Here is a 25,527-nt window from a genome sequence, read left to right on the forward strand (position 1 = left end):
TACTTGATAGCAATTCTCCTATTTCGTGCTTTGGCACTTATAAGGAAACGTTTCGCGCAGTACATTTCTTCACAATCTCTATATCTATTTTTATTTTAACATAATTATCCATACCCCATTTTAGGTTATCTAAGGTTATTTGTTTATGAAAAAGGATAAACGATACAAAGGTTACAGCAACATTATGGAATAAGACCAGTTTAGTTTCACAAACTGAACTGAGGTGATGGATTATGAAAAAAACTGCTATGATACTCATGTTAGCAATATTTTTAGTGAGTTTTAACACGCCAGCTTATGCAGAAACCATAAATGAAGCGGATACGGAATTATGTGATACTCTTAAATATGCATTAATTAATAGCTTAAGAGAGCCAGTTGATCAAGCAATAGCAGACATTTATAAGGACGATGAGGATGCACCAGAAGGACTTACTTGGGATTCCTATGATACGGAAATCTTAAAAATAAAGCAGTTATATGGAGTAGGTGGGGCATATGAAATTACGTTAAAAGTTTATCCTTATTATCGTGCCCATATTAGCTATGGGGAAGATGTAATTGTAGTAAATGCGGATGGGGAAGTAATTGATTATGAACATTTAAAAACGTATCCAAGCGTGGACTTTGACTAAACAAGAGTTAAAATTAATATAAAGCTGATTTTAGACTGGTTGACGAGTGATTACCAACATGTTACTATTAGGTCACATATAGTATGTCACTTATGGTAACGTGTGTTAATTAAGATAAACCTATGAAAGGAACGATGTAATGGAGGAAGAGCTTTCTGTTGTATTTAAAGCGTTAGGGCATCCGATTAGAAGGCAAATTCTTGATTTACTTAAGAAATCGCCTAAAACAACTGGTGAATTAGATGAATATTTTCCTAAGGTCACCAGGTATGCGATCATGAAACATTTAACTATTTTGGAAGATGGAAACTTAGTGGTGGTTAGGCGTGAAGGGAAATATAGAAGAAATTTTCTTAATGCTATACCACTTCAGGAAGTGTACAACCGGTGGGTAGGGAAGTATATGCAGTCGACTGCATATTCACTAATAAATTTACGTTCTACTGTAGAACAAAATGGAGGGAAAGAGAGAATGACAACAAATAATAACGATTTTCGTATCGAGCAAGAAATATTTATGGATGCACCACGAGAAGAAGTGTTCAAGGCACTAACAGAGCGCATACAAGATTGGTGGGAGTTCCGAGTGGCTCCAGAAGGTAAAGATTCTTTTTTAACATTTGACCCAGTTCCAGGCGGACAATTTATGGAAAAATGGGGGGAGAATGAGGGGGCAATCTGGGGTAATGTTTATTATGTGAATGCTCCTGAGGAAATCCGTTTACATGGTCATCTTGGTATGCAAGGTGCAGTAAACAGTGCTTATACCTATCGTCTTATAGAGAAAGATGGGGGAACATTACTTCAACTCTCTCATTCAGCATCAGGCATTATTCAGGAGAATTGGGAACAAGATCACAGTAAAGGGTGGGAGTATCTACTAGGAACCTTACTTAAAAATTATGTAGAAAATAAATAAGTTTCAAAAATAGACAGTAAATTGGAGGAACTTATCAATGGTAGATGTAAAAACAGAAAATACTATAAAGTGCCCCATTACTCAAGTATCAGAATATGCATCAAACCCAGACAACGCTCCTGAATGGTATGTGAATATTCATTCGGCAGAGTGGAAGACTCCAAAACCAATCAAGATAGGTTCCCAAATTGCTTTTAAAGCTAAATTCCTTGGGCGTGAGCTTACTTATGTTTATGAGATTGTTGAATTAATCTTAGGTAGTAAATTGGTGATGAAAACAGCTAATGGGCCATTTAGTATGGAGACGATTTACACATGGCATCCGGTTGAGGGTAATCAAACTAAAATGGTGTTAAGAAATAAAGGAAACCCGACAGGATTTTCAAAATTCTTTACATCATTTATGGCAACTATGATGAGAAGGGCAAATAGGAAAGACTTGAAAAAAATAAAGGAAATCCTGGAAAGTCATTAATTTTAAGATTAATGACTTTTTCTATTGGTAAGAGTAATAAAAGAATTTTTACGACTTGGATATTACAACAAGCTGTAAAGTGGTGTACTGAGTTTTTTTTCATTTATCTGATCAACTACTGAACCAGTATTCCCGCTTTCTCCAATTCCTTGCATGCTGCGTCGATTTTTTCTTGTGTATCTGCTTCTAATGTATGTAGGTGGATTCCCTCTGTTAACGTTGATAAATACGTGGCGTTGGTTTCTTTTATACGTGTCACGAATTGCGTTACTTCGGCACGGTTACTTACCATAACAGAAGCCGTTAAATCCCCGTACACGGCATGTTCCACGATGACGTCTCTTACGGTAACGCCATGATCAACCAGACAATTTAATTCTTCCTCTGTTTGTTCAGGGGTATGTTTGCATACAATGACACTTTGTTTTACATGTTTATCTGGTTGATGTTTGATCAGCATATATCCTTGGCTTGTTGCAATAATGGGTTCATTTTTAGCTTTTAAAATGGAAACATCCTGTACAATTACTTGTCTGCTCACATTTGTTTTTTTAGCAAAATCACTGCCTTTAATAGGAAGTTCTGTTTCCTTTAACCTTTTCATGATAAGGTTCTGTCGCTCGATAGAGGACATTTTATTTTCATCCTTCACATTAACCCCTCCAAAAACAACTATAAACGATTTCCATTATTTTTTACAAAATTTCACTTGCTATTATAGTAATCATATGTAAATATAGATGTCAAGACACCTAGATATACTACTGTGATTTTCACAGTTATCAAGGGTGATTCCATGCGTCATTGGAACGCGTAGACCATGAAATGTGAATGTTTTCACGTAGTGGTTTGAAAAACATATAAGGAGTTAAGCTGATGAATCCATTAAAGGTAAGAACGATGCTTCAATCATTTTTATTAGAAGATATTGGAGATCATGATATAACCAGCCAAACGATATTTCCGCTTGATGAAGTTGGAAAAGGTGTATTTATCGCAAAAGAAACAGGCATTATTGCTGGGGTAGGAATCATTAAAGAGGCATACGGATTACTTGATTCTTCCATTCAGGTAACAGAGTTTGTTACAGATGGGGAGCAGGTGAGGGCTGGCGATAAAATAGCCGAGGTGGTTGGTCCGGTTGCTCATTTACTTACAGCAGAACGAGTTATCTTGAATCTCATGCAGCGGATGAGTGGCATTGCTACGCTAACAAATAAGTGTGTGGAAATATTAGATGATCGTTCGATTCAACTTTGTGATACACGAAAAACCACTCCAGGTCTGCGTATGTTTGATAAATATGCCGTTGTAACAGGTGGTGGCAGAAATCATCGACAAGGGTTGTATGACGGGGTGATGATTAAGGATAATCATATTTCGTTTTGTGGTTCGATTACGAAAGCTGTTCAAGCAGTTCGGGATAAAATTGGTCACATGGTTAAGATCGAGGTCGAAACAGAGATGAAGGAAGAGGTACTTGAAGCTGCAGCAGCAGGAGCAGACGTGATCATGTTTGATAATTGCACACCAGAAGAGGTTAACGAATTTGTTGCTTATGTTCCAGAATCGATTGTAACGGAAGCTTCAGGTGGAATTAATTTGGCAAATCTTGCAACTTACTCAGGTACGGGTGTGAATTATATATCCTTAGGTTTTTTAACCCATTCGGTAGCTGCATTGGATATAAGTTTGCAAGTTAAAGAGGGGAATAAAAAATGAGATTACTAGCTACATATAGCAACATAGTATTACTTGTCGTATGCATGCTTGGATTAATGGTATTGGGCGCATGTGGGGCTCAGGATGAAGGAGAATCATCGAAGGCCAATGAAACTAGTCGGATGGACACGACGATAATTGGTGGTCGGACAGGTGGAGCATGGTCTGTTTTTACTGAAGGGATAGCCGAATCGATTCGACGGGAATATGAGGATGCGATTATAACGGTTGAGCCAGGTGGGATCGTTGAAAATTCACCAACCGTAGATGTTGGGAACATTTCATATGGATTATCCTATGCAATGACCGCCTTTGCTGCGTATAGCGGGACAGAACCATATGATCAACCCTATGAATCTATTCGGGCGGTTAGTGTTGTGATACCTGCAAATTACTATCAATTTATTATGAGAGAAGATTCGGGGTATAATTCACTGGATGACATCGTGGAGAATCAGGTTCCATTGCGATTAGCTGTAGATCAAAAAGGATCAGCAGGTGAAATTATCACACGGAATATTTTACAACAATATGGTGTTACGTATGAGGACATCATTTCCTGGGGAGGATCTGTTGATCATTTAGGAGATTCTAAAGCGTTTGAATTAATGAAGGATAAACGTATCGATGCCACAGGTGATGCGGTGTCTGTTCCTTCTAGCAATATTATCGAAGCTTCCACGACAATGGATCTTACTCTTTTGGACTTGAAGCAGGAAACGATTCAAGCCGTATCTGAAGAGTTAGGGATGGTGTCCGGGACGATTCCATCGGGAAGCTATGATTTTTTAGGTCGTGATATTGACACGGTTAATACACCAGCTATTTTACTTGTGCACAAGGATGTATCAGAAGCGGAAGTGTATCAAGTTACACAAGCCATTTACAAGAACTTGGACTACTTAGGCACGGTACATGAGGAATTTAGCCATTTAACGGATGAAAATATAATGGATGTTGGGAGTGTTCCACTACATCCTGGTGCAGCAAAGTTTTTCAAAGAACAAGGGTTAACCGACTAGGCTAGTGCTTTAAATTCTCAATTATCGGTTGCTTGGAAGGGAGTAATTCAATGTGGCTATTAAAAATAGGCTATTGGCATGGTTTAACGAAGGAAACAAGCGTGAATTATCAGGAATTCATATAAAACTGTTTGCTGTTATTGCACTTGCTTTATCCATCTACCAGATTTGGTCTGTTGTCTGGGGGACATTGGACCCAATGAACCAGATGGCGCTTCATGTGTCGTTCATTTTGGTATTAACCTTCTTACTGTTTGGCTATTCTAAAAAATCCGGGGAAAGCAGGTCCCATCATGTGCCAACAAAGGTTGATTATACGGCTGCTTTCTTAGCTGTAGGGGCGGGGATTTATTTCACGATCCATGCAGAACGAATGGCAGTGCGAATTCCAATTATCGACCCCTTAGCACCTTTAGATATAGTGGTTGGATTAATTGTTGTCGTGTTAAGTTTGGAGGCAGCACGAAGAACGATTGGTTTTCCGATTGTCATGATTGTATTTATAGGTATGGCTTATGCATTATGGGGTCATCATTTAGGTGGTCTGTGGGGTCATCGCCCATTGTCTCCTGTTGAATTCTTGGATGAATTAGCCTTCAGTTTTAACGGGATATGGGGTTCGCCAGTTTCTGTTGCGGCTTCATTTGTATTTATGTTTATGCTGTTTGGTTCGTTTTTACAAAAAGCTGGAGCTGGTGAGTTTTTCTTCAAGCTTTCAGCGGCTATTGCAGGCAGCTCAAAAGGAGGAGCAGCTAAGGTGGCTGTTCTGGCTAGTGCTTTTTTTGGTTCTATTACCGGAAGCCCAACCGCTAACGTGGTAACAACCGGTTCGTTTACGATTCCAATAAGTAAAAAAACGGGATATAAGCCAGCGTTTGCTGCTGCTGTTGAAGCAGCAGCATCTACTGGGGGAAGCATATTACCACCGATTATGGGATCATCTGCTTTCTTGATGGCTGCTGTAACACAGTTGCCATATGGAGCGATTGTTATCGCTGCGATCATCCCTGGTCTTCTTTATTATGCTTCGTTGTTAACGATGGTCCATTTCGAAGCATTGCGTTTAGATCTGCCACGTACTGCTAAACAACATATTCCACACTTGAAGCAGGTGTTAAAAGAAGGCTGGTACTATTTTATTCCGTTAGTTGTCTTGGTCTATTTTCTAATACAAGGTTATAGTGCTTCCAGAGCGGCTTTTTACGGTATTTTATCCATTGTCGTTGTCAGTTGGTTTCATAAAAACACGCGCATGGGTTTAAAAGAAATCATTGCTGCAATGGTTGGAGGTGCTAAATCTTCCATTCCTGTCACAACTGCTTGTGCAGCAGCCGGTTTAGTTATTGCAGGGATTATGTCGACAGGTCTTGGGGGGAAGTTAACTAGTATTGTACTCGGGATAACAGAAGGAATGCTTTTTCCCACTTTACTCGTCGTCATGCTTATTTGTATTGTTTTAGGAATGGGGATGCCTGTAGCTGCCGCCTATATTTTAACGGCGATGTTAGCAGCACCTGCTCTAATTGAATTAGGTGTGTCGACCATCTCTGCACACTTATTTATTGTCTATTTTTCGATATTCTCTGCCATCACCCCACCGGTTGCCGTAGCAGCCTTTGCAGCATCAGGAATAGCAAACAGTAATCCAAATAGGGTAGGATTTTTAGCGGTACGGTTAGGATTAGTTGGTTTTATGGTGCCGTATATGTTTGTGTTAGAGCCTTCCTTGTTGATGGATGGGTCGTTAACACAAATTGTTATTTCTGTTATTACGGCGTTAGTAGGTGTGATTACGCTCGCGGCAGGGTCCATTGGCTGGTTATTGACAAGAACTTCTCTACTAGAACGAACGGTCTTGATTGCTAGTGGGATGATGTCGATGTACCCTGGTTTATTATCGGATGGTTTTGGAATAGCGATTATGTGTTTTGTTACCTTTATCCAATATAGGCGAAAAAATAATTGCAAGAAAGCTGTTCAGGCAGAATCGACAGAAGATATGCAAATGGAAGTAGGCCAATCGATGGGTGTTAGTAGTTAATGTTTGTATAGATGCTGAGTCGATGTGGTAGCATTTTTGAGCGTAATTGTTGTTGTGTTAGAAACGATGAGGTTCTCACGAGTAGAAGCATAAGTGAATAAAGAAAAAAAGTCAAAATATACATCACTTGTATGTTTTGGCTTTTTACTTATAGTTTAGGAAATTATAAAATTTGGAGACTTTGGATAAATTATTGACTGTGTAAGCCGCGTCTCGCTCCAGCGCCCGTGCTGCTAGTGGGCTTCCTGATCCTCCTTACGATAAGTCAACATCGATTCGCTTAGCGAAGGAAGGCCGACTAAAAACGGACTCCCGGCCCAACGTCGGCATACCCCTATGAAGGGGCATGTTTCCTTTAAGGAAGATCGACTAACTTCGCCGCTTTCGGCGGCAACGTCGACCCACCCGCGATGCGCGGGCGCAGCCCATACGTCCCTAAACGGGCGCTTCTAGCTTTTGTTCTAAGACAGTTTACTGGATTTTTGGCCTGTTTGCTGTTTATGATAACGAAGTAGGTTGTGAATAATTAGGAAGGGAGATTGATCGTATTGACATCAAACGCTATGCAATTAAGCGAAGAATATAGTCTAACCAAACCAGAGCAAAAGAAGATCATCTTCCTGATGTGTTCTGTCTTATTATTCTCTGTTATGAATGGAACCATGTTCATGATTGCCGTACCTGATATTGCAGCATCATTTTCGTTGTTACCTTCAGAGGTGAGCTGGGTGGTGACTGGGTATATCATTATTTATGCGATCGGAGCATTAATGTATGGCAAGTTAGCTGATATATATCCGTTGAAAACATTATTGACGATTGGACTTAGTCTATTTGCAGCCGGTTCGTTATTTGGCTTTTTTGCACCAACATTTCCACTAGTTATTCTGGCGCGCTTGATTCAGGCAGCTGGTGCATCTTCTATTCTAGCACTAGCTTTCATTGTGCCATCACGGTATTTTCCACAAGAAAGAGGTAGGATGCTAGGAATCATTTCGAGTACCATGGCATTTGCATCTGGTGTCGGACCAGTGATCGGTGGATTTGTTGCGGGTGCACTAAACTGGCAATACTTATTTTTAATTTCCGCATTCGTTATGTTCACCATTCCTTTTTTCCGAGTTTGGATGCCTGAGGAGGAAAAGAGGCGAGGCAGAGTTGATATTCCTGGAGCTGTGTTTATCGCACTTGCCGTAGCATCTCTTATTCTATTTATTACGCTGTTTGTTTGGTGGTACATCGTCATTAGCATCGTATTCTTCAGTTTGTTTGCGTGGAGAATTTTTAACAGTGACATCCCATTTATTCATCCGGACTTGTTTCGAAACGCTCCATTTCGAACAACGATTGTTGCGGGATTTTTTGCGATTATGACCATGATGGGCACGATGTTTATCATGCCACTTCTGTTAAGTGAAGTGAATCATTTAAACACGCTATTAATAGGTCTTACGTTATTCCCAGGGGCGATGGCGGCTGCTTTTATGGGGAGATGGGTAGGCGCTTTAACGGATAAGCAGGGGAGTAAGCAAGTAATCTATATTGCTTTCGGGCTTATGATTACTGGTTTCTTTCTGATATCCACCTTTACAGGAAGTAGTGCCTGGGTGATCAGTATGGTACTTATTATTACTTTTATCGCGTTTCCGTTTATCCAGACTTCCACTGCTAATTTGATATCAACTGTACTCCCAAGGAATGAAATTGGGGTAGGAATGGGCATCTATAACTTATTTAATTTTATGTCAGGCGCCTTTAGTGGGGCAATTATTGGAAAAATACTAGATTACGAAAGTGGTGTAAAGTTGAACCCATTTTCGATAGCCCAAGGTCACGGCATCTCTTATAGCAATGTGTTTATCGGATTTATTGTAGTAACGATTTTGAATGGCTGTTTATTTTATTTCTCTTTTAGAAGAATGAAAGTTTGACTTGTTGTAGTGGAGTAACCAGAACACTTAGAACCTGAAGTTAGAAGCGATGGACAAACTATTAGATGCAGGCTCATGCAGGAGCTTGCATTTTTAATTTAAATCCACAAGAGACATCGAAATTTCCTTAGAATACGATAGAGCAACAAATTAAAACATGAATAATATATACAGTACATGTAAACACTAGGAATTGACTGAAAATTTGTTTTATAATATAATTATTGAAAGCGATTTCATTAAATGGAGGAGGGTTATTTTGGATAATATAAGTGGCCATCTTAGGGAAACGTTAGAGTTAAGAGGTATGTCATTGGAAGAATTAATGGAACGGAGTGGAGTATCAGAGGATGTTCTAAGAAATATTGAAACCAACTCCACAGATGTAAACGTATCTGATCTTCAAAAAATATCGAATGCCTTAAATATTTCGTTTCAAATTGGGAATACAACTATATAATATCTTTCGCAGATATAAATTAAATATTGTTAAGCAGGCTGTCGAGAAATATTCGGGAGTCTTTATTTTTATGCCTAAAATTTTAATATCGACCATACTGAACCAATCGATTTTAACCAATAATGGAACAAAGACTTATTGGAAATACAATATACAGACTGAACGAAAAGAGAAGGTATAAAGAGAATTTTAAAGATATATGGATATTGGTTTGTTAACTTAAGACTCTTAAAAGATGGGGTGTATACATGAAATTACCTGTTTGTTGGTCCTGTGATTATCATTTTAAATGGAAAGAATTATTGTTTGTTATAAATGGACGAAAAAAGTGTCCACATTGCAGGAATAGACAATATTTCACAACGCATACGCATTGGAAGTCAGGAGTTCTCGGGATTCCACTACCGATTAGCATGATCGTTTTAAACAGTTTTGGTTTCCCTTTTGCTTGGACAATTTTTATAATGTTTCTAACATTGTTGGTTTATTTTGCAATTTTACCTTTTCAATATGAATTTACGAACGAGATCCAGCCGTTATTTTAACTTACTGATAGCTCAATTGTTCCAAACGGTGGCTGAACTCGTAAAAATATAGCAAGAAGCCAAAGTTTAGGATTAGAAGCCGAAGTTTTTAACTAACTGGCCAAAGATTGAGGTTAACTGGCCAAAGATTAAAGTAAACTAGCCAAAGTTCACGATTTCCCTTTGATTTAATAGGTGTTCATGCTTAAATTTCAGCCTACTGATTGTCTTGAAGTACTGGTTTTAAGGCAATTTTGGATTACATACATAAATGTTGATAAAAAAAGAACCTTTAATCCAAAGATAGATCAAAGGTTCTGTGTCATCAAAAGCATTAACTAACGACTAGCTCTTTTTTGCTTAGACCTAGCGTCTGTGCTGTTGAAGTATTAATTTCACGTAAAAGCTCTGGGTTTTCTACTAATGATTTGCCATAAGAAGGTATCATTTCCTTTATTTTCTGTTCCCACTCATTTACATGTTGCCCGAAGCACTTCTCTAATACTTCAAGCATGACAGGAACGGCGGTAGAAGCACCTGGAGAAGCACCTAGCAAGGCTGCTATCGTGCCATCAGCATCACTGACAACTTCCGTACCAAATTGTAGTGTTCCTTTGCCACCAACCTCCGTATCTTTAATAACTTGCACCCGCTGGCCCGCGGTTACTAAATCCCAATCTTCACTTTTGGCGTTCGGGATAAACTCACGTAACTCTTCCATGCGCTTTTCTTTTGATGAGATAACTTGTTCAATTAAGTATTTTGTCAAGGAAGCGTTTTTTACGCCTGCCGCCAACATGGTAAATAAATTATCCGTTTTAACGGATGTTAACAGATCAAACATGGAGCCGGTTTTTAAAAACTTTGGTGAGAAACCGGCAAACGGTCCAAATAGCAACGATTTCTTGTTGTCGATAAATCGTGTGTCAAGATGCGGAACAGACATTGGCGGAGCACCAACCTTAGCTTTACCGTAAACCTTTGCATGATGCTGCGCTGCAACTTCTGGATTGTTACATACCATAAATAGTCCGCTTACTGGGAATCCTCCAATATGTTTTGATTCAGGTATTCCGGTTTTTTGTAGCAAATGCAGACTTCCACCCCCACCACCGATAAAGACGAAGTTTGCTGTATGAGATTTTGTTTTACCAGTATCCATATCATGCACTTTCACTTCCCAAGCGTCATCGCTGGTACGTTTAATATCCTCAACACGATGCTTGTAGTTTATATTTAAGTCATTACCTTCTAAGTGGTTAAACAATTTGCGCGTTAAAGCGCCAAAGTTAACATCGGTTCCACTTTCAATTTTTGTGGTGGCAATCGGTTCATTTGATGGACGGGCTTGCATAATAAGTGGAATCCATTCCATCAGTTTTTCCGGGTCATCGGAAAATTCCATCCCTTCGAATAGAGGATTGTTAGCCATCGCTTCAAAACGATTTTTTAAAAATCTAACGTTTTGTTCCCCTTGTACTAGACTCATATGAGGCAATGGCATGATAAAGTCCTGTGGATCATGTATCAGCCTATTGTTTACAAGATAAGACCAAAACTGCATCGAAACATTAAATTGTTCATTAATTTTTATAGCTTTGCTAATATCTACAGATCCATCAGCTTTCTCTTCTGTGTAGTTTAGTTCACACAGTGCAGCATGTCCAGTTCCCGCATTATTCCATGCGTTAGAGCTTTCCTCACCTGCATTTGCTAGCTTCTCAAACACTGTAATTTCCCATTCAGGTTTTAGTTCTTTCAAGATTGTCCCTAAAGTCGCACTCATGATTCCGGCGCCAATTAAAATGACGTCTGTTTTAGTTTCTCCGTTGCTCATTTTTACCAACCTTTTCACCTAAAATTTGCAGAAAATATGTAGGCGTCACACCATGGTAAGGCGCGACCTAGTCACACACCTTTTCTGTCTCTATTAAATCACTATTATAGTGTATCACAATTATATATAGAATAAGATATCTACTAGTATATGATAATTATAAACTATTTTTATGGTTGTAAAAAGGGAGAAGTTTGTCTGCCCCTGAAGAAAACCCGTTATCGTTTATATTTTGTTCTTAACTAAAAAATTAAAGCGTTTTCATAAAAGTGATTGATCTTTCTGTCGACTTCGGTCATAATGAAATAAACAAACGTTCAAATGAATATGAACATAATTTCATACTGCCATGTCATTATGTTTCTAGGAGAGGCTTGTTAGGAAATGGAAAGAAATGAATTTAAATCATCTAGAACAGTAAAAGTCGCAAAAATGTATTATCAGCTCGAATATAGTCAACAAGCCATCGCAAAAGAATTGGGTATCTCCAGACCGTCTGTATCCCGTCTTTTACAAGAGGCAAAAAAGCAGGGGATTGTTCAGATACAAATAAATGATCCTACAGAAGATGGACAAAAATTAACAGAAGTTATCAAAGAAAAATATAATTTGAAGGATTGTATTATTGTTCATGTTCCTGTCTATCACGACTCAGTTGTTAAAGAATATATCGGGGAAAAGGCAGCGAATTATGTTAGAGACATGGTGAAGTCTGGGGATGTTATTGGAACAACTTGGGGGACGACGTTATTTGAAGTAGCAAGACGGATCAAACCCAAGGATGTGTTCGATGTTAAAGTTGTTCAGCTTAATGGAGGTGTCAGTCATTCACAATCCAATACGTATGCATCTGACATACTGAATTATTTAGGGAAAGCTTTTGCCACATCTCCTCATTTCCTGCCGTTACCAGCGGTGGTTGACAGTTTATATGTTACCCAAGCCATTGCTCGGGACCGGCATATTAGTAAAGTGTTGGAACTAGGAAAGCAGGCGAATATTGCACTGTTTACGGTTGGTGATCCAAATGAAGGTTCGACCCTAGTTAAGGCTGATTATTTTACCAAAGAAGACTTGGAGGTGTTAAAGGAGAAGAATGCGGTTGGTGATATTTGTTCTCGTTTTATCGATCGTAAAGGTAACCTATGTAATGAAGCGATTAATGCTAGAACAATTGGGATTGAGTTGGAAAATTTAAGAAAAATAGAGTCGACGATCCTTGTTGCAGGGGGGATAAAGAAAGTAAGTGGCATTATAGGTGCTTTAGAAGGCAACTATGCCAATGTGCTGATTACTGATCAGTTTACGGCCAAGTCTTTAATTGAAACGTAACCTCTAGTAAGGAGGGTGTACATGAATCAAAGTGAATTAACAGAAATCATTGAAACAACTGTAGAAGAAGTGTTACGTGAGCATGCATTAAATAGAAATAAAAACCAAGTACCTATTGCAATTTCAAATCGACATGCACATCTTTCACGTGCAGGGTTGGAACGGTTATTTGGAAAAGGATATGCATTAAAAAAGGCAAAGGACTTATCTCAGCCTGGCCAATTTGCTGCACAGGAAACAGTTACTGTAATTGGTCCAAAAGGGAAACTGAGAAATGTTCGCTTGTTAGGACCGACCAGGGGAGAAACACAGGTTGAAGTGTCCCTTACGGATGCTCGCAAGCTTGGAGTAACACCACCAATAAGGAATTCAGGAGACATTGAGGATTCGTCTCCGGTTACCTTACAGGGGCCAAGAGGTCAGTTGAAACTAGACAAAGGTTTAATTTGTGCAGCCAGACATATTCACATGCACACAAGTGATGCAGAAGCATTTGGAGTCGCAAATGGTGACATCGTCCAGGTCACGGTCGGTGGTAAGCGAGCAACGACGTTTGAAAACACGCTAATACGCGTTTCTCCAAACTATCAGTTAGAAATGCATGTTGATTATGATGAGGCGAATACAGCGGGCATTGAGAACGGAGCGACTGGTACTGTGAAACGGTCAGGGATCCCATCATGAGAGAGAGAATAAAAGAGTTAGTTCAACAAACATTACACGATTTTCTACATACAACGAATACGGAAACACGTAAAGATATCCTGATCTTACTAGTCTATGAATCTAGTAATCCAACACTAGTACTCGAAAATATTAAAGCGCTTTCTGATAAACACCATGTAACGTTATGTGTGGGGCATGAGTGGGAAATAGAGAGTCAAGCAAACACAAAAGTGATTCGTCTAGAGGATTGTAAAAGGCAAGAATTACAGCAATTACTTGATCAAATTGACGTCCTTTATGTTCCGGCAATTAGTCACGGATTAATAGCTAAAATATCGTTATTGATTGATGATGATATTCCTTCCTGGCTGGTCATGCAAACACAATTGAAGGGCAAGGAAGTAATAATCGCAAATGACCAGATGCCAGCTATAGGATCTAGTATCTTTTTCATGAAACCTTCCATCGAAAAGCGGATCCAAACGTATTGGAGACAAATGAGGGAGGATGGAATACATGCCATTCCGATGGCCAAGGTACCACAAAAGATAACACGAGTAAGCAAAAAGAAACCTGTAGTACTTGCGAAGCATATCGAGAAATTAGCTGTTGATGGTGAAAAAGAGGTGACACTCCCTAAAGGAAGTATTCTAACTCCAATGGGTAAAGATATCGCCAGAGAGCTCGGAATTACAGTGAACAGGGAGCACGATGAAAAGAGGGATCAGAAGTGATAATTGCTAAGGTTGTAGGCAGTGTTGTTTCAACATCCAAAGCTGAGAAACTTTACGGAAAAAAATTGTTAGTCGTTCAACCGCTTGATATGAATACGATTGAGGTCGATGGCAAACCTCTTGTTAGCATTGATACAGTGGGGTCAGGTGTTGGAGAAGTAGTTATGGTAGTAAGTGGAAGTTCTGCTAGACAAACAGAAACGACAGAAGGAACACCTGTAGATTCAGCGATTGTAGGTATCATCGATCACATTGAAATCGAGGGGGAGATTACGTTTGAAGCTAACAAAGGAGGTTGATCATGAATGAACATCTCAGAAAAAAGTGTACAGGAATTAGTAGAAAAGGTCGTTCAGGAATTTAATCAGACGAATGCTGAAAACTCTAATTCAGCAACGCTTGAAACGGGTGCTTCACTTGGTGACGGTGTCTTTGCTACTGTCAATGAAGCAGTCGATGCTGCACAAATCGCAAGAGAAAAAATGAGAAATGTTTCGCTTTCCACAAGGAAAAACATGATTCAATCGATGCGAGAAGTGAGTATCAAGCACGCGGAGGAACTAGCCCAACTAGCTGTTGAGGAAACTGGGTTAGGAAGAGTGGAGGATAAGGTAGTCAAAAACAAACTGGCGGCTGAAAAAACGCCGGGCGTTGAAGATTTAACGAGCACAACCTATACAGGTGATGATGGGCTGACCCTCGTGGAATACGCCCCAATCGGAATTATTGGGGCGATCACACCTTCGACAAACCCTGGGGCAACGATTATTAACAATAGTTTATCGATTGTCGCTGCTGGGAACGTGGTTGTTTTCAATCCACATCCAAGTGCCAAACGCGTTTCCTTACGAGCGATGCAACTGTTAAACGAAGCGATTATTTCAGCTGGCGGACCGGAAAATGTCTTAACCGCAGCTAGTTCACCTAGTTTGGAAACAAGTACGGAAGTCATGAATCATCCACAGATTGGTGCACTAGTTGTTACCGGTGGTGGTGCGGTTGTCAAAGCGGCTATGAGTGTTGGGAAAAAGGTAATTGCAGCAGGACCCGGGAATCCCCCTTGTGTCGTGGACGAAACGGCTATCATGGAAAAAGCAGCAAAGGATATTGTACTTGGCGCAAGTTTTGACAACAACGTATTATGTACTGCTGAGAAAGAAGTTTTTGTCGTTGATCAGGTAGCACAATCATTAAAATCAGAAATGGCTAAAAATAACGCCATTGAACTAAAAAGTTTTCAACTTCAAAAACTACTAAAGGTTGTTCTCGTTGAAAAAGACGGGAAATATTACGCAAATCGCGACTATATTGGTAAGGATGCTTCCACAATACTTGAAGCAGCTGGAATAAATGCACCATCATCAACACGACTTATTTTTACCGAGACAGAGTTTGACCATCCGCTTGTACAAACGGAAATGTTAATGCCAATTATTCCAATTGTGAAAACGCGGAGTGTGGATCAGGCAATTGAATATGCTGTAAAAGCAGAAAAGGGAAATCGGCATACAGCTGTCATGCACTCGCAGAATGTAACCAATTTAACGAAGATGGCTCAAGAAATTGATGCAACTATTTTTGTGAAAAATGGACCATCTGTATCAGGACTTGGATATAACAGTGAAGGGTTTACGACTTTAACTATTGCCGGTCCGACCGGAGAAGGACTTACATCTGCAAGAACATTTACTCGCCAGCGACGCTGTGTCTTAGTCGATGGGCTGAGAATTATATAGTGAGGTGAACCAAAAATGGCTGATAATCAGGAAGATAATTCTACTGAGAACGAGGAAACACCAAAAGCAGTGGAAAGTGAAAAGAAACCGGCAACAGGAACAACGCGTAAAAAAGGAGCAGCAAAATCGAAAGCAACTAAAAAAGGAGGAAGTATTATGGCTAGAGAAGCACTCGGAATGATTGAAACAAAAGGATTAGTTGGTGCAATTGAGGCAGCGGATGCCATGGTAAAAGCAGCAAACGTTAATTTAGTTGGTAAAGAACAAGTTGGAGGCGGACTAGTTACGGTCATGGTTCGTGGTGATGTTGGCGCAGTAAAAGCGGCAACAGAAGCTGGTTCAGAAGCTGCATCCCGTGTAGGAGAACTAGTTGGAGTTCATGTAATCCCTAGACCAAATACGGAAGTGGAATCAATACTACCAAAATAGAATAGGTGTGAAATGGTATGAATCACACGGTTAAATCGTACATCTCGACAATTGTAAGAGAAGTTATTCAATCGGAGTTAGAGAATATCACTCATTTACCGACCCGTCGCAAATTAGTAGTAGCTAATTGGAAGATGAACATGAATGTAGCATCGGCTACATCGTTTGTAGAAAGGTTATCGATTACAGGTGACACGTCCGGTAAGGTGGTTATTTGTCCTCCGTTTCCATTGATCTATCCATTACGTGCAATGCTTCCTGATTCATCCATATCAATTGGGGCACAAAATGTCCATTGGGAGGATTCAGGAGCATTTACCGGCCAGGTTTCTGCTAATCTATTAAAGGAACTGGATTGTAAGTACGTCCTAATCGGTCATTCAGAAGTAAGAGAAGCTGGAGAAACAGATGGAATGGTCAATCAGAAAGTAAAACAGTCAGTAGCAACAGGAATCGATCCAATTATTTGTGTGGGTGAGACACATAAACAACGCGAACAGGGAAAAACGAATGAAATGGTAAAAGGACAGATCCTAAAAGCATTATCAAAAGTCGATGACATTTCAAACGTCATCATAGCCTATGTGCCTATTTGGGCAATTGGCACAGGCCTTTCAGCAGAACCAGAACAAGCACAAGTTGTTCATCACGTTATCAGAGAAACACTGCACCATTCATTTGGTGAGATAGCGGAACAAGTTCCGATCCTGTATGGGGGTTCTGTTAATCAAAAAAATGCTCACAGCTTGTCTGAAATGAAAGATATTGATGGTGCATTAGTTGGAGGAGCAAGCTTAGATGCGGAAAACTTTTCAACGATTGTCCATGCATTTGAGTAAGGGAGTTGGTACACGGTGAAAAAAATTGCTATTGGAAGTGATCATGGCGGTTTTGAATTAAAAGAGAGTGTAAAGAAGGAACTCACGGCATTGGGCTATGAATATATTGATTTTGGCTGTCATCATAAAGAATCGGTTGATTATCCCGATATAGCCTTTTTAGTCGGCGAATGTGTAGCGACGAATGATAATTATCTTGGGATTATTATTGACGGAGTCGGAATAGGGAGTGCGATGACTGCAAACAAAATTCCAGGTGTAAGGTGTGCAGTTTGTTGGGATCTATCCTCTACTATGAACAGCCGGGATCATAATAATGCCAACGTTATCTCTATTGGTGGCCAGACAATTGGGCCAGGACTTGCGGTACAGATGATTAAGAAATGGCTGGAAACAGAGTTTTCTGGAGGCAGGCACGAACGCAGGGTCACGAAAATAATGGAGATAGAAAGCCGTTTTATTAAAAGAGGAAAGTAGGGCTTTACATTGTTCATAGCAAAGGTGACTGGCACTGTTGTTTGTACACATAAGGATGATAGTTTAAAAGGAATAAAGCTGTTGGCTGTTCAGCCATTAAAGGATGACTTGTCTCCAAAAGGAAAAACAGTAATCGCTATTGACACGATTGGTCAATCAGGCCATGGAGACATTGTGTATTTAGCAAAAAGTAAAGAATCTAGTCTCCCCCTCGATAAAGATGTTGTAGCATCTGATTTGGGGATCATGGGGATTATCGACAACTATTATGTAGGAGGAAATTATAATGAATAATGCATTGGGAATGATTGAAACAAAAGGTTTAGTAGGAGCAGTTGAAGCAGCAGACGCTATGGTAAAGGCAGCTAATGTACAATTAGTCGGCAAAGAACAAGTTGGAGGCGGTCTGGTAACGGTTATGGTCCGTGGTGATGTAGGAGCAGTAAAAGCGGCAACAGAAGCTGGTTCAGACGCTGCAGGGCGTGTCGGTGAATTGTTATCTGTTCATGTGATCCCAAGACCACATCAAGAAGTTGAGAAAGTTTTGCCTAAAGGAGAATGAAACTAGCACGAGTAATCGGCAATGTTGTGTCATCCGTTAAAACAGAGAGTCATAGCCATACAAAATTAATGGTTGTACATCCAATCGATGAGAATAACCAATTGATTGGCAGTTCGCTGATTGCAGCAGATAATTCTCAAGCTGGAATTGGTGATAGGGTATTGATCATAGAAGAAGGTGGCTCGGCTCGACAAGTATTAAAAAACTCAACAGCAGCAGTTGATGCGGTTATTGCAGGAATTATTGATGAAGTTAGAGATTGATAGAGAACAAAAGCGTAAGTGCCCGTTTAGCGACGTATGGGCTAGACTTGTCCGCATGAGATAGAGGAAACACGAAGAGCGTAAGCGAATCGATGTTGACTTATCGTAAGGAGGATCAGGAAGCCCACTAGTCGTTGGGCGCTGGCCGATGAAAACGCCACGTCCTTTGGCGTCATCGGCACTAGTACGTCCTGTACGTCGGAGCTGGACGTGGCTTAAACGGTTAATAAATTTTCCACAGGCTCCTAATTTTATAATTTTCTAGACTATGAAAATAACCATCGGAGGTGAATCAGGTGAACACGGATCAGTTAGTGGAACAAATTACGAATAAAGTAATGGAAAAAATAAGTAATATAAATGAACCAGCTTCTCAAACCAAGCCTGAGGTTTCAAGAACTACCCCAAATGGCTTCAGTAGTTCAATCATTACAGGACGTCAAATCGCTAGAATGATTGACCATACATTGTTGAAGCCTGACAGCACAAGGGACCAGGTTGTTCAAATTTGTCAGGAAGCAATGGAGTATGAATTTGCAACAGTTTGTATTAATCCTTTCTGGGTTTCAACGGCCGCACGTGAACTAGCAGGCACAAACGTAGGCATTACTACGGTCATAGGTTTCCCGTTAGGTGCAACTAGTACATTCACAAAAGTTTCAGAAGCACGTGATGCTATTGCTGCTGGAGCAACTGAAATCGATATGGTGATCAACATTGGCGCTCTAAAATCTGGAGACAATGAAGCGGTGAAAAAAGATATCGAAGGCGTTGTATTAGCGGTAAACAAACAAGCAGTTGTAAAAACCATAATTGAAACAGGATTTTTAACAGAAGAAGAAAAAAAGAAGGCCTGTTTGCTAGCTAAAATGGCAGGATCAGATTTTGTTAAAACATCGACTGGATTTGGACCAGGATGTGCAACACCTGAAGATATTGCTTTAATGAGAGAAACAGTTGGCCCCGATATAGGTGTAAAAGCTTCTGCATGTGTGCGTGATCTCGATACCGCAAGAAAAATGGTAGCAGCAGGCGCAACTAGAATAGGAGCAAGCTCAGGAATAGCAATCGCAAAAGGGGAACAGGGAAAAGGGTATTGATGGAGAGTCACCATAAATAAATACTAAAAATAAGACCAAATCGCTATTAAACATTAAAAAACATATTATAAAACACACGGGATTTCACAAGCGAAATCTCGTGTGTATTTTTATTGTTATTTCAAGGTTTGAAAGAGTTTTTAGTGTCTATTTATAAAATAATTCACAATGTAATTCATGAGAGAGAATTATTTATTGTAGTGTATGTGATTTATAGTGTGAATTTATATGCTAGTCGCATTTTTTAGTTAATTCATATAAGGGAATATGGGTATTTATGTTAATTTTGGCAATTAGTCACCTACTGAAGTAAAATATTTTTCTTAGTAAAAGAGTAAAAAGGATGAGTGAGAATAAGATGGTGTGATTGCTCAAGAAGAGCAGTCACTGCTTGTGTAAACGAGGTAGATAATAGACGAACGAATTCTAAGCGGACCCCAGTGCCCTTATTTGTGTCAAAACAGTGGTTTTTAGGATCAAGCGGACTCAAGGGATCTTATTGCATGAAAAAACAGTCCATAACTCCTGGAACTGTTACAAATAAGGTCTTCTGAGTCCGACAACAGCGATAATTATACATAATGAAAGGAAATAAGGTCCAATGAGTCCTCAAAAAGACGGTTGTCTTATGTTCAAGCAGTGTGAATTTCTATTTAGGTAAAGGGTGCAAAAGATGAGCAAGAAGATCAACATTTTGCTGGTCCCGCTGAGGTTTTATCATTAACTACAAATAATAAAGCCGAACAAACATTAACCCTTTATAAAAAGCATTTATTACCAACCAGACCCTTTGAAGTATTTACCTTTTCGGAAACAGGAATGGCAATAAAAACTCATTCAGGGATAAATGTGGAACCTGATTTTAGCATTGATGACAGTCCTGATTTAGATATTTTAATACTTCCAGGTGGTCCATTAAGAGCGGTGCAATCTTTGGCTAAAAACCAAAAGATAATAGATTGGATTATGGAACATAAAAGTATTGAGTATTTATGTTCTGTTTGTACTGGAGCATACATATTAGGGGGAACTGGCTTGTTAGATGGAAAGAAGGAACTACCCACCATTTAGCATTGAAATTGCTACAAGAAAAGTATCCTGAGATTCAAGTTTTATCCGATAAAAAAGTTGTACAAGATGGCAACATCATATCTTCTGGTGGAGTTTCTTCAGAATAAACATGGCACTATATATTGCTGAACAGATATTGGGAGAATCTACTGCGAAAAGAACTGCTAAAACCATTGAATATACAATATAAATTTTTCACTAAAGGGTGCTGTAATTTAACAAGAGATATTAGAAAGAACATGGCTTGGAGAAATATCCAAGCTATTTTTTACGTTGGTATTATAGTAACTTTTAACAATTAGCAAAGTCAGTTTAATAAGTTGAGATAAATCCATATTTATAGGAATAATTACCCATATATGGAAACACTATAAGTGTAGAATATAGTTGCAAGAAAATGGTATACCATTAAACGTGTAATAAAGGGAGGAAAAAATGGGTAATAAATCGAATCGAAAAGAACAGAACGTTGTAGACAAAAAAACGAGTGATACAGAATTTGCAACCGAGGTTCCACAAAGTAAAAAAGCTAGGAAAAGAGCTGCAAGAGCAAGAAAAAACAATAATTAAAACTAATCTAGATAGCGTTTATAGGTTATAGAGGACATCCGTATCGTTTAACTTGCAACTATATTTTCGTTTAATTTTCAGGGTCTTGATTGTTCAAATTACCAACCTTAAAAACTATATCAATTTCAGATAGTCCCTTTACTATAATTGACAAGTTATTCTGAATAGTTATGTTAAAATAAATAGTAGACGTTATGTACACCATTCATCGTAAAATACATATTGTTACAAATTCGTTTACTAATGGAATTGATTCATCGTGAGGGGGAGTCGTTTGAACAAGAAGACTATAAAAGAATTTGTTTTTAATTCGAAAAAGTACAAAGGAATCAAGATCGTTTTACTAATTTTATTTTTACTGGTGATCAATAGTTTAAGCAAACAAGCTTCAAGTGAATCTTTTTTAAGTATGCTGATCATTCCTGTCTTGTTTCTGTTTTCTATTGTTACGTTGTTAAAGATAGTGTGGTATAACAAAACAGAGAATGTAAAAAACGATAAGAAAGATATTATTTTATTTATTGGAATTGTAATTTTATTGGTTTACAGTATACTTTTCTTTTAAGTTACTTAGATGGCAGTAAACTGATAATGAGAAAGTAAATTTGATTATTGCTAGCAGGTTATTTATTCTTTTTGCATTAAAGAATGAATTAGTAAGTATCTATAATATAAAATGTAGGAGTGAGTTTTTGATAATCTTTATAGCAATAATTCTATTAGTATTTTTGTTTGATTTCACAAGAATTAGAAAACAGAATGACATTATGATTGAACAAAATGAAAAAGTAATTTCTTTATTAGAAGAGAATAAAAAATTAAATAGGAGTGGAGATTATTAGGTTTGTTAAGAGATTTATAGAGTGGATTATGGAAGGTCATCAAAATGACCTAGCCTCTTTCATTACCTTTCCAATAACCTACGTAATACTATTCTCCTTATTAAATTTACTGAATCTGGATTTTTTATTCATCTCGATCTTCTTGTTTATTCACTTCCTCGTTATAACAGGAGTTGCTTTTAAAGTAATGGGAACAACGATTCGAAAATTATTGGGTAGCAAAAATAAGCCGATTCAAAATGGTTACTTTTATATCATGATTATTGTATCTGCTGGGATTGCAGTATTTCTATTGTAAATAGGAAGGAGGTAGATAAAATGTCACATGTTAATGCTATTTTGCTGGATCAGTTTTTAGCAAATGCTAATGACCGTAGTTGGTATCTCTCATTCACGGAATCAGTCGAAAATTTATCAGAGGATCAAGCGTACTGGAAGCCTAATGAAGACTGTCATACTATTGCGGAGATTGTGCAGCATTTAATTTACTGGAACGAAACATGGCAAATTAGGTATCAAGAGTCAGATGTTAAAGCGGTTCCGACTATAGAACATAACGATCATAGTTTTATTGTTTCAGAAAACAAAGCCTTTGCTGAGCTTAGAGAACAACTATTAGAAGTCTTGTTAAGATGGCAAGTTCTTTTAACGGAAGAAAAAGTTGAAGGAGATGTACATGGATTTCCTGTTGCAGCTAAGTGGTGGGAGCTACTCGGAAATGCAATAACACATAACGCTTATCACATAGGTCAAATCGTGTTTATACGTAAATTGCAAAAAAGCTGGGATCGTAGTAGTAATTAGAGATTCGATTCCATATTTCACAAGAATTATATACTAGAACTCACTTGTGAGCTTGGATATTTTGGCTTTTATTAATGCTTGGCGATTAGTCAATTTTTCTAAGGAAACAAAAATGCCTTCTGTAATTTGTAATTAGAAAGCATTTTAATTTATTTAATTTTTCAATACTCAATCTCCTCAAAATCCTGTGGTTGGGGGGTAGGTTGCTTTTGCTTCAGCTTATCGTTTTTGGCTATTTCGTCGTTAATTTCCTGATAGGCTTTAACTTTACCGGATTGGTCCTTTTTATTGTTTGGTTTTTGATTAGCCATTGAGATAATCCTCCTAATGTATAAATAGTGTTTTTAGCTTTCCTTGTTTCGTTGTTTTTATGAAAGGAATTAGCTTTTTAATTAATCAGCTGTAAAAAATTGACCAAATCCTCTCTCTTGCAATTCAAACCGTTGAAGTTACAATTATTATATTATCTTTTTTAACGATCAACACAGGGGGAAAGTAGCAATGTTAGAAAAAGTCACCAAAGGCATAAATAAATTAGTTATTCGCTATCATAATGGTAAAAATGATGTGAATTGTTATCTAGTAAAAGGGGATAATGGTTACACTGTAATGGATACGGGTATTAACACGAATGAGGCAAAGGATTTGTGGGAGGACGTGTTTGATTCCGGTATCAAAATCGAGAAGGTAATATTGACACACACACATGAGGATCATATTGGCCAGGCAAAATGGTTCCAACAAGAGAAAGGTGTCCCTGTATACATATTCGAATTAGGTCTTCCGGAAATGGAGAAACGTTATGTAACCGGTAATCGGGAGCAACTCGATCAATTAATAAAAGATCATGGTGGGACAGGCTTTCCAGCAAAAGATGAGGAAGATTTCTCTATTTATGACTTCCAGCCGGATGGTCTGATCAAAGAGAACGAGCGCATTAAAATAGGGGAAGATTACTATGAAACCATTTGGACACCTGGACATGCGCCAGACCATTTTTGTTTTTATAACCAAGAAAAAAAGATTATGTTCACCGGAGATCATGTGTTAAAAGATATCTCACCAGTTATCGGATTATGGTCAGGTAAGGAGAGTAATATTTTAAGTGAATATTATCAGTCATTAGAACGAATTAAAAAATACCCTTCTGATCTTGCATTACCAGGTCATGGTGATGTGTTTTATAATTTCAGTGAACGGGTAAGTCAATTAAAATCCAGACATGACCAGCGTTTGCAGGAAGTTTATGAATCGATACATATGGAAAAGAAAACAGCTTATCAGCTCTGTCAGGAGATCTATGGAAACTTAAATAAGCGTTTGTTGGTTGCTCCTTTCATGGCTATATTGACGCGTCTAATCTATTTAGAAGAAGCAGGAAAGATATCGCGTGAAATCATACATGGAAAAGTTAAGTTCAAAACTGTATAAATGATTGATTTTGAGTGTGTTTGTCATAGGGGCAAGCGCACTTTTTTGTTGTGCAATTAGAAGCATTATTTAATAAGAAGATTTTTATGTACATTGCACAACGATGTATATCGTGTTAAACATTATAAAGAGGTGATTTTAGTGAACAAAGATTTAATGCGAGGAAGCATTGACATATTATTGCTTTCATTAGTTGCTAAGAATGATACATACGGTTATGAAATGGTTAAAAATCTAAAACAATCAAGTAATGAATTATATAATATGAGTGAAGGCACATTGTATCCGGCGTTAAAACGGATGGAAAAGAAGGATTGGATTGAATCGTATTGGGGAGATTCAGAAACTGGAGGAAGGAGAAAATATTATAAAATTACAGACAAGGGTAAGAAGGAACTGGATACGAAACTAAATGAATGGTTCGAAGTGAATAACCTTATAAACGTTTGCTTGGAGGGGATTCCATGGAAGAAAAATTTGAAGTCTACATAAACAATATGACTAATAAGTTAGACTGTAGTGAAGCCGAGAAAGCAGAAGTGACAGAGGAAATCCAAGACCATTTGTTATTATTAAAAGAAGAATTTATTCGAAATGGTTATTCGGAAGAACAGGCAGTTGATTTATCCATTACAGCTTTTGGAGAAGAAACCAGGATAGGTAGTGAATTGCAAAAGGCAATGTTTCCATGTAGGAATTTAGTTAAGTGGATTGGTACTTCTTTAAGTTTGCTGTTAGCTCTCTTTCTGTTAAGTGAAGGGATCACCTTATGGAATATAGGCTCAACTGTTGATGGTGCTGGTATTGGAATTCACTTTTTAGGATTTGAAATCAATGACCATGTACTAGTCCAACGTATACCGTCATATGCTGCTGGGTTTATGGTTGCAAGTTTGCTAACAGCATTAGTTCCTCTTGTTCTGTTTAGAAAAAAACTAGTTAAGTTCAAAATATTATCATAGGTAATATATTCACTAGTTGAGTGCCTTCTTTTAAAGGAGGTGCTCTTTTCTGTATAAAGATACTTAATTTAAAGGATTTAACTTACAAATGCGTGGTCTAACTCCACCGTCTTTAGACGGTATCAGCTTTTAGCCTTGCCTTT

At 38.3% G+C, this 25,527-nt stretch carries 32 protein-coding genes and 1 pseudogene; 30 read left to right on the forward strand and 3 right to left on the reverse strand.

Annotated features, from left to right (window positions below):
* Nucleotides 1-233 precede the first annotated feature (233 nt).
* From ACFQ3N_RS17275 to ACFQ3N_RS17285, 3 genes are all read left to right on the forward strand, one after another.
* Nucleotides 234-635 (forward strand): DUF3888 domain-containing protein, encoded by a 402-nt coding sequence (locus ACFQ3N_RS17275; protein WP_390363919.1) that lies wholly within the window; start codon nucleotides 234-236, stop codon nucleotides 633-635.
* A gap of 139 nt (nucleotides 636-774) precedes the next feature.
* Complete coding sequence (locus tag ACFQ3N_RS17280) at nucleotides 775-1,554, forward strand: SRPBCC domain-containing protein (RefSeq protein ID WP_390363921.1); 780 nt, start codon at nucleotides 775-777, stop codon at nucleotides 1,552-1,554.
* A 37-nt stretch (nucleotides 1,555-1,591) separates the two neighbouring features.
* Complete coding sequence (locus tag ACFQ3N_RS17285) at nucleotides 1,592-2,029, forward strand: SRPBCC family protein (protein WP_390363923.1); 438 nt, start codon at nucleotides 1,592-1,594, stop codon at nucleotides 2,027-2,029.
* Between the two features lie 115 nt (nucleotides 2,030-2,144).
* Here the strand turns inward: ACFQ3N_RS17285 and ACFQ3N_RS17290 are convergent, their stop codons facing one another.
* On the reverse strand, nucleotides 2,145-2,663 hold the full coding sequence (locus ACFQ3N_RS17290; protein WP_390363975.1) for a transcription repressor NadR: 519 nt from the start codon (nucleotides 2,661-2,663) through the stop codon (nucleotides 2,145-2,147).
* A gap of 242 nt (nucleotides 2,664-2,905) precedes the next feature.
* Between ACFQ3N_RS17290 and nadC the strand changes: the two genes are divergently transcribed.
* The 6 genes from nadC to ACFQ3N_RS17320 all read left to right on the forward strand — a co-directional run bounded on the left by nadC (nucleotide 2,906) and on the right by ACFQ3N_RS17320 (nucleotide 9,750).
* A complete protein-coding gene (gene nadC, locus ACFQ3N_RS17295) occupies nucleotides 2,906-3,751 on the forward strand; it encodes a carboxylating nicotinate-nucleotide diphosphorylase (protein ID WP_390363925.1) in 846 nt (281 codons plus the stop codon).
* Complete coding sequence (locus ACFQ3N_RS17300; RefSeq protein WP_390363927.1) at nucleotides 3,748-4,773, forward strand: TAXI family TRAP transporter solute-binding subunit; 1,026 nt, start codon at nucleotides 3,748-3,750, stop codon at nucleotides 4,771-4,773. The genes nadC and ACFQ3N_RS17300 overlap by 4 nt, the downstream gene beginning before the upstream one ends.
* Nucleotides 4,774-4,825: 52 nt before the next feature.
* Nucleotides 4,826-6,814: a TRAP transporter permease gene (locus ACFQ3N_RS17305; protein WP_390363928.1), complete on the forward strand. Its 1,989-nt coding sequence runs from the start codon at nucleotides 4,826-4,828 to the stop codon at nucleotides 6,812-6,814.
* A gap of 548 nt (nucleotides 6,815-7,362) precedes the next feature.
* Nucleotides 7,363-8,745 carry an MFS transporter gene (locus tag ACFQ3N_RS17310; protein ID WP_390363930.1) on the forward strand — a complete coding sequence of 461 codons (1,383 nt, stop codon included), beginning with the start codon at nucleotides 7,363-7,365 and terminating at the stop codon, nucleotides 8,743-8,745.
* Nucleotides 8,746-9,004: 259 nt separating this feature from the next.
* Nucleotides 9,005-9,205 (forward strand): helix-turn-helix domain-containing protein, encoded by a 201-nt coding sequence (locus tag ACFQ3N_RS17315; RefSeq protein ID WP_390363932.1) that lies wholly within the window; start codon nucleotides 9,005-9,007, stop codon nucleotides 9,203-9,205.
* Nucleotides 9,206-9,453: 248 nt separating this feature from the next.
* The gene (locus ACFQ3N_RS17320) at nucleotides 9,454-9,750 is read left to right on the forward strand and encodes a TIGR04104 family putative zinc finger protein (RefSeq protein WP_390363934.1); all 297 of its coding nucleotides are present in this window, start codon (nucleotides 9,454-9,456) and stop codon (nucleotides 9,748-9,750) included.
* 313 nt (nucleotides 9,751-10,063) lie between these two features.
* Here ACFQ3N_RS17320 and ACFQ3N_RS17325 read toward each other — a convergent pair whose 3' ends face one another.
* Nucleotides 10,064-11,566: a malate:quinone oxidoreductase gene (locus ACFQ3N_RS17325; protein ID WP_390363936.1), complete on the reverse strand. Its 1,503-nt coding sequence runs from the start codon at nucleotides 11,564-11,566 to the stop codon at nucleotides 10,064-10,066.
* A gap of 384 nt (nucleotides 11,567-11,950) precedes the next feature.
* Between ACFQ3N_RS17325 and ACFQ3N_RS17330 the strand changes: the two genes are divergently transcribed.
* From ACFQ3N_RS17330 to ACFQ3N_RS17415, 18 genes and pseudogenes are all read left to right on the forward strand, one after another.
* The gene (locus ACFQ3N_RS17330; RefSeq protein ID WP_390363938.1) at nucleotides 11,951-12,898 is read left to right on the forward strand and encodes a sugar-binding transcriptional regulator; all 948 of its coding nucleotides are present in this window, start codon (nucleotides 11,951-11,953) and stop codon (nucleotides 12,896-12,898) included.
* A gap of 21 nt (nucleotides 12,899-12,919) precedes the next feature.
* Nucleotides 12,920-13,582: a phosphate propanoyltransferase gene (locus ACFQ3N_RS17335; RefSeq protein WP_390363940.1), complete on the forward strand. Its 663-nt coding sequence runs from the start codon at nucleotides 12,920-12,922 to the stop codon at nucleotides 13,580-13,582.
* Entirely contained in the window at nucleotides 13,579-14,298 is a 720-nt protein-coding gene (locus ACFQ3N_RS17340; RefSeq protein WP_390363942.1) for a hypothetical protein, read from the forward strand. Before ACFQ3N_RS17335 ends, ACFQ3N_RS17340 begins: the two co-directional genes overlap by 4 nt.
* Nucleotides 14,295-14,597, forward strand: coding sequence for a EutN/CcmL family microcompartment protein (locus ACFQ3N_RS17345; RefSeq protein WP_390363944.1), 303 nt, complete (start codon nucleotides 14,295-14,297; stop codon nucleotides 14,595-14,597). The genes ACFQ3N_RS17340 and ACFQ3N_RS17345 overlap by 4 nt, the downstream gene beginning before the upstream one ends.
* 6 nt (nucleotides 14,598-14,603) lie before the next feature.
* A complete protein-coding gene (locus ACFQ3N_RS17350) occupies nucleotides 14,604-16,034 on the forward strand; it encodes an aldehyde dehydrogenase family protein (RefSeq protein ID WP_390363946.1) in 1,431 nt (476 codons plus the stop codon).
* Nucleotides 16,035-16,190: 156 nt separating this feature from the next.
* Entirely contained in the window at nucleotides 16,191-16,463 is a 273-nt protein-coding gene (locus ACFQ3N_RS17355; protein WP_390363977.1) for a BMC domain-containing protein, read from the forward strand.
* 17 nt (nucleotides 16,464-16,480) lie between these two features.
* The gene (tpiA, locus tag ACFQ3N_RS17360; protein ID WP_390363947.1) at nucleotides 16,481-17,302 is read left to right on the forward strand and encodes a triose-phosphate isomerase; all 822 of its coding nucleotides are present in this window, start codon (nucleotides 16,481-16,483) and stop codon (nucleotides 17,300-17,302) included.
* A 15-nt stretch (nucleotides 17,303-17,317) separates the two neighbouring features.
* Entirely contained in the window at nucleotides 17,318-17,779 is a 462-nt protein-coding gene (rpiB, locus tag ACFQ3N_RS17365; RefSeq protein ID WP_390363949.1) for a ribose 5-phosphate isomerase B, read from the forward strand.
* A gap of 9 nt (nucleotides 17,780-17,788) precedes the next feature.
* Nucleotides 17,789-18,073 (forward strand): EutN/CcmL family microcompartment protein, encoded by a 285-nt coding sequence (locus ACFQ3N_RS17370; protein ID WP_390363951.1) that lies wholly within the window; start codon nucleotides 17,789-17,791, stop codon nucleotides 18,071-18,073.
* Complete coding sequence (locus ACFQ3N_RS17375; protein ID WP_390363952.1) at nucleotides 18,066-18,341, forward strand: BMC domain-containing protein; 276 nt, start codon at nucleotides 18,066-18,068, stop codon at nucleotides 18,339-18,341. The genes ACFQ3N_RS17370 and ACFQ3N_RS17375 overlap by 8 nt, the downstream gene beginning before the upstream one ends.
* Nucleotides 18,338-18,604, forward strand: coding sequence for a EutN/CcmL family microcompartment protein (locus ACFQ3N_RS17380; protein WP_390363954.1), 267 nt, complete (start codon nucleotides 18,338-18,340; stop codon nucleotides 18,602-18,604). The genes ACFQ3N_RS17375 and ACFQ3N_RS17380 overlap by 4 nt, the downstream gene beginning before the upstream one ends.
* 452 nt (nucleotides 18,605-19,056) lie before the next feature.
* Complete coding sequence (deoC, locus tag ACFQ3N_RS17385) at nucleotides 19,057-19,704, forward strand: deoxyribose-phosphate aldolase (protein WP_390363979.1); 648 nt, start codon at nucleotides 19,057-19,059, stop codon at nucleotides 19,702-19,704.
* Between the two features lie 744 nt (nucleotides 19,705-20,448).
* Nucleotides 20,449-20,775 (forward strand): annotated as a pseudogene (locus ACFQ3N_RS17390) (DJ-1/PfpI family protein); the annotation flags it as partial.
* Between the two features lie 435 nt (nucleotides 20,776-21,210).
* Nucleotides 21,211-21,345: a hypothetical protein gene (locus ACFQ3N_RS17395; protein ID WP_390363956.1), complete on the forward strand. Its 135-nt coding sequence runs from the start codon at nucleotides 21,211-21,213 to the stop codon at nucleotides 21,343-21,345.
* Nucleotides 21,346-21,619: 274 nt separating this feature from the next.
* Nucleotides 21,620-21,910 (forward strand): hypothetical protein, encoded by a 291-nt coding sequence (locus ACFQ3N_RS17400; protein ID WP_390363957.1) that lies wholly within the window; start codon nucleotides 21,620-21,622, stop codon nucleotides 21,908-21,910.
* A gap of 127 nt (nucleotides 21,911-22,037) precedes the next feature.
* Nucleotides 22,038-22,187: a hypothetical protein gene (locus tag ACFQ3N_RS17405; RefSeq protein ID WP_390363959.1), complete on the forward strand. Its 150-nt coding sequence runs from the start codon at nucleotides 22,038-22,040 to the stop codon at nucleotides 22,185-22,187.
* Between the two features lie 28 nt (nucleotides 22,188-22,215).
* Nucleotides 22,216-22,485, forward strand: a complete 270-nt coding sequence (locus tag ACFQ3N_RS17410) for a hypothetical protein (RefSeq protein WP_390363963.1) — start codon at nucleotides 22,216-22,218, stop codon at nucleotides 22,483-22,485.
* A 20-nt stretch (nucleotides 22,486-22,505) separates the two neighbouring features.
* Complete coding sequence (locus ACFQ3N_RS17415) at nucleotides 22,506-22,991, forward strand: DinB family protein (protein ID WP_390363965.1); 486 nt, start codon at nucleotides 22,506-22,508, stop codon at nucleotides 22,989-22,991.
* A 161-nt stretch (nucleotides 22,992-23,152) separates the two neighbouring features.
* Here the strand turns inward: ACFQ3N_RS17415 and ACFQ3N_RS17420 are convergent, their stop codons facing one another.
* Complete coding sequence (locus ACFQ3N_RS17420) at nucleotides 23,153-23,302, reverse strand: hypothetical protein (protein ID WP_390363967.1); 150 nt, start codon at nucleotides 23,300-23,302, stop codon at nucleotides 23,153-23,155.
* A 190-nt stretch (nucleotides 23,303-23,492) separates the two neighbouring features.
* Here ACFQ3N_RS17420 and ACFQ3N_RS17425 point away from each other — a divergent pair, with 190 nt between their 5' ends.
* From ACFQ3N_RS17425 to ACFQ3N_RS17435, 3 genes are all read left to right on the forward strand, one after another.
* On the forward strand, nucleotides 23,493-24,422 hold the full coding sequence (locus tag ACFQ3N_RS17425; protein ID WP_390363969.1) for an MBL fold metallo-hydrolase: 930 nt from the start codon (nucleotides 23,493-23,495) through the stop codon (nucleotides 24,420-24,422).
* Between the two features lie 141 nt (nucleotides 24,423-24,563).
* A complete protein-coding gene (locus ACFQ3N_RS17430) occupies nucleotides 24,564-24,914 on the forward strand; it encodes a PadR family transcriptional regulator (protein ID WP_390363971.1) in 351 nt (116 codons plus the stop codon).
* The gene (locus ACFQ3N_RS17435; protein ID WP_390363973.1) at nucleotides 24,887-25,384 is read left to right on the forward strand and encodes a permease prefix domain 1-containing protein; all 498 of its coding nucleotides are present in this window, start codon (nucleotides 24,887-24,889) and stop codon (nucleotides 25,382-25,384) included. Before ACFQ3N_RS17430 ends, ACFQ3N_RS17435 begins: the two co-directional genes overlap by 28 nt.
* The last annotated feature ends 143 nt before the right edge of the window (nucleotides 25,385-25,527 follow it).

This window comes from Virgibacillus byunsanensis, from assembly GCF_042675965.1.
Classification (GTDB): domain Bacteria; phylum Bacillota; class Bacilli; order Bacillales; family Amphibacillaceae; genus Virgibacillus_R; species Virgibacillus_R byunsanensis.

Coding starts and splice junctions, on each gene's coding strand:
- ACFQ3N_RS17275 (WP_390363919.1), top strand. CDS start 234: ATGAAAAAAACTGCTATGATACTCATGTTAGCAATATTTTTAGTGAGT.
- ACFQ3N_RS17280 (WP_390363921.1), top strand. CDS start 775: ATGGAGGAAGAGCTTTCTGTTGTATTTAAAGCGTTAGGGCATCCGATT.
- ACFQ3N_RS17285 (WP_390363923.1), top strand. CDS start 1,592: ATGGTAGATGTAAAAACAGAAAATACTATAAAGTGCCCCATTACTCAA.
- ACFQ3N_RS17290 (WP_390363975.1), bottom strand. CDS start 2,663: ATGTCCTCTATCGAGCGACAGAACCTTATCATGAAAAGGTTAAAGGAA.
- nadC (WP_390363925.1), top strand. CDS start 2,906: ATGAATCCATTAAAGGTAAGAACGATGCTTCAATCATTTTTATTAGAA.
- ACFQ3N_RS17300 (WP_390363927.1), top strand. CDS start 3,748: ATGAGATTACTAGCTACATATAGCAACATAGTATTACTTGTCGTATGC.
- ACFQ3N_RS17320 (WP_390363934.1), top strand. CDS start 9,454: ATGAAATTACCTGTTTGTTGGTCCTGTGATTATCATTTTAAATGGAAA.
- ACFQ3N_RS17325 (WP_390363936.1), bottom strand. CDS start 11,566: ATGAGCAACGGAGAAACTAAAACAGACGTCATTTTAATTGGCGCCGGA.
- ACFQ3N_RS17330 (WP_390363938.1), top strand. CDS start 11,951: ATGGAAAGAAATGAATTTAAATCATCTAGAACAGTAAAAGTCGCAAAA.
- ACFQ3N_RS17335 (WP_390363940.1), top strand. CDS start 12,920: ATGAATCAAAGTGAATTAACAGAAATCATTGAAACAACTGTAGAAGAA.
- ACFQ3N_RS17340 (WP_390363942.1), top strand. CDS start 13,579: ATGAGAGAGAGAATAAAAGAGTTAGTTCAACAAACATTACACGATTTT.
- ACFQ3N_RS17350 (WP_390363946.1), top strand. CDS start 14,604: ATGAACATCTCAGAAAAAAGTGTACAGGAATTAGTAGAAAAGGTCGTT.
- ACFQ3N_RS17355 (WP_390363977.1), top strand. CDS start 16,191: ATGGCTAGAGAAGCACTCGGAATGATTGAAACAAAAGGATTAGTTGGT.
- tpiA (WP_390363947.1), top strand. CDS start 16,481: ATGAATCACACGGTTAAATCGTACATCTCGACAATTGTAAGAGAAGTT.
- ACFQ3N_RS17375 (WP_390363952.1), top strand. CDS start 18,066: ATGAATAATGCATTGGGAATGATTGAAACAAAAGGTTTAGTAGGAGCA.
- ACFQ3N_RS17380 (WP_390363954.1), top strand. CDS start 18,338: ATGAAACTAGCACGAGTAATCGGCAATGTTGTGTCATCCGTTAAAACA.
- deoC (WP_390363979.1), top strand. CDS start 19,057: ATGATTGACCATACATTGTTGAAGCCTGACAGCACAAGGGACCAGGTT.
- ACFQ3N_RS17395 (WP_390363956.1), top strand. CDS start 21,211: ATGGGTAATAAATCGAATCGAAAAGAACAGAACGTTGTAGACAAAAAA.
- ACFQ3N_RS17410 (WP_390363963.1), top strand. CDS start 22,216: ATGGAAGGTCATCAAAATGACCTAGCCTCTTTCATTACCTTTCCAATA.
- ACFQ3N_RS17415 (WP_390363965.1), top strand. CDS start 22,506: ATGTCACATGTTAATGCTATTTTGCTGGATCAGTTTTTAGCAAATGCT.
- ACFQ3N_RS17420 (WP_390363967.1), bottom strand. CDS start 23,302: ATGGCTAATCAAAAACCAAACAATAAAAAGGACCAATCCGGTAAAGTT.
- ACFQ3N_RS17425 (WP_390363969.1), top strand. CDS start 23,493: ATGTTAGAAAAAGTCACCAAAGGCATAAATAAATTAGTTATTCGCTAT.
- ACFQ3N_RS17435 (WP_390363973.1), top strand. CDS start 24,887: ATGGAAGAAAAATTTGAAGTCTACATAAACAATATGACTAATAAGTTA.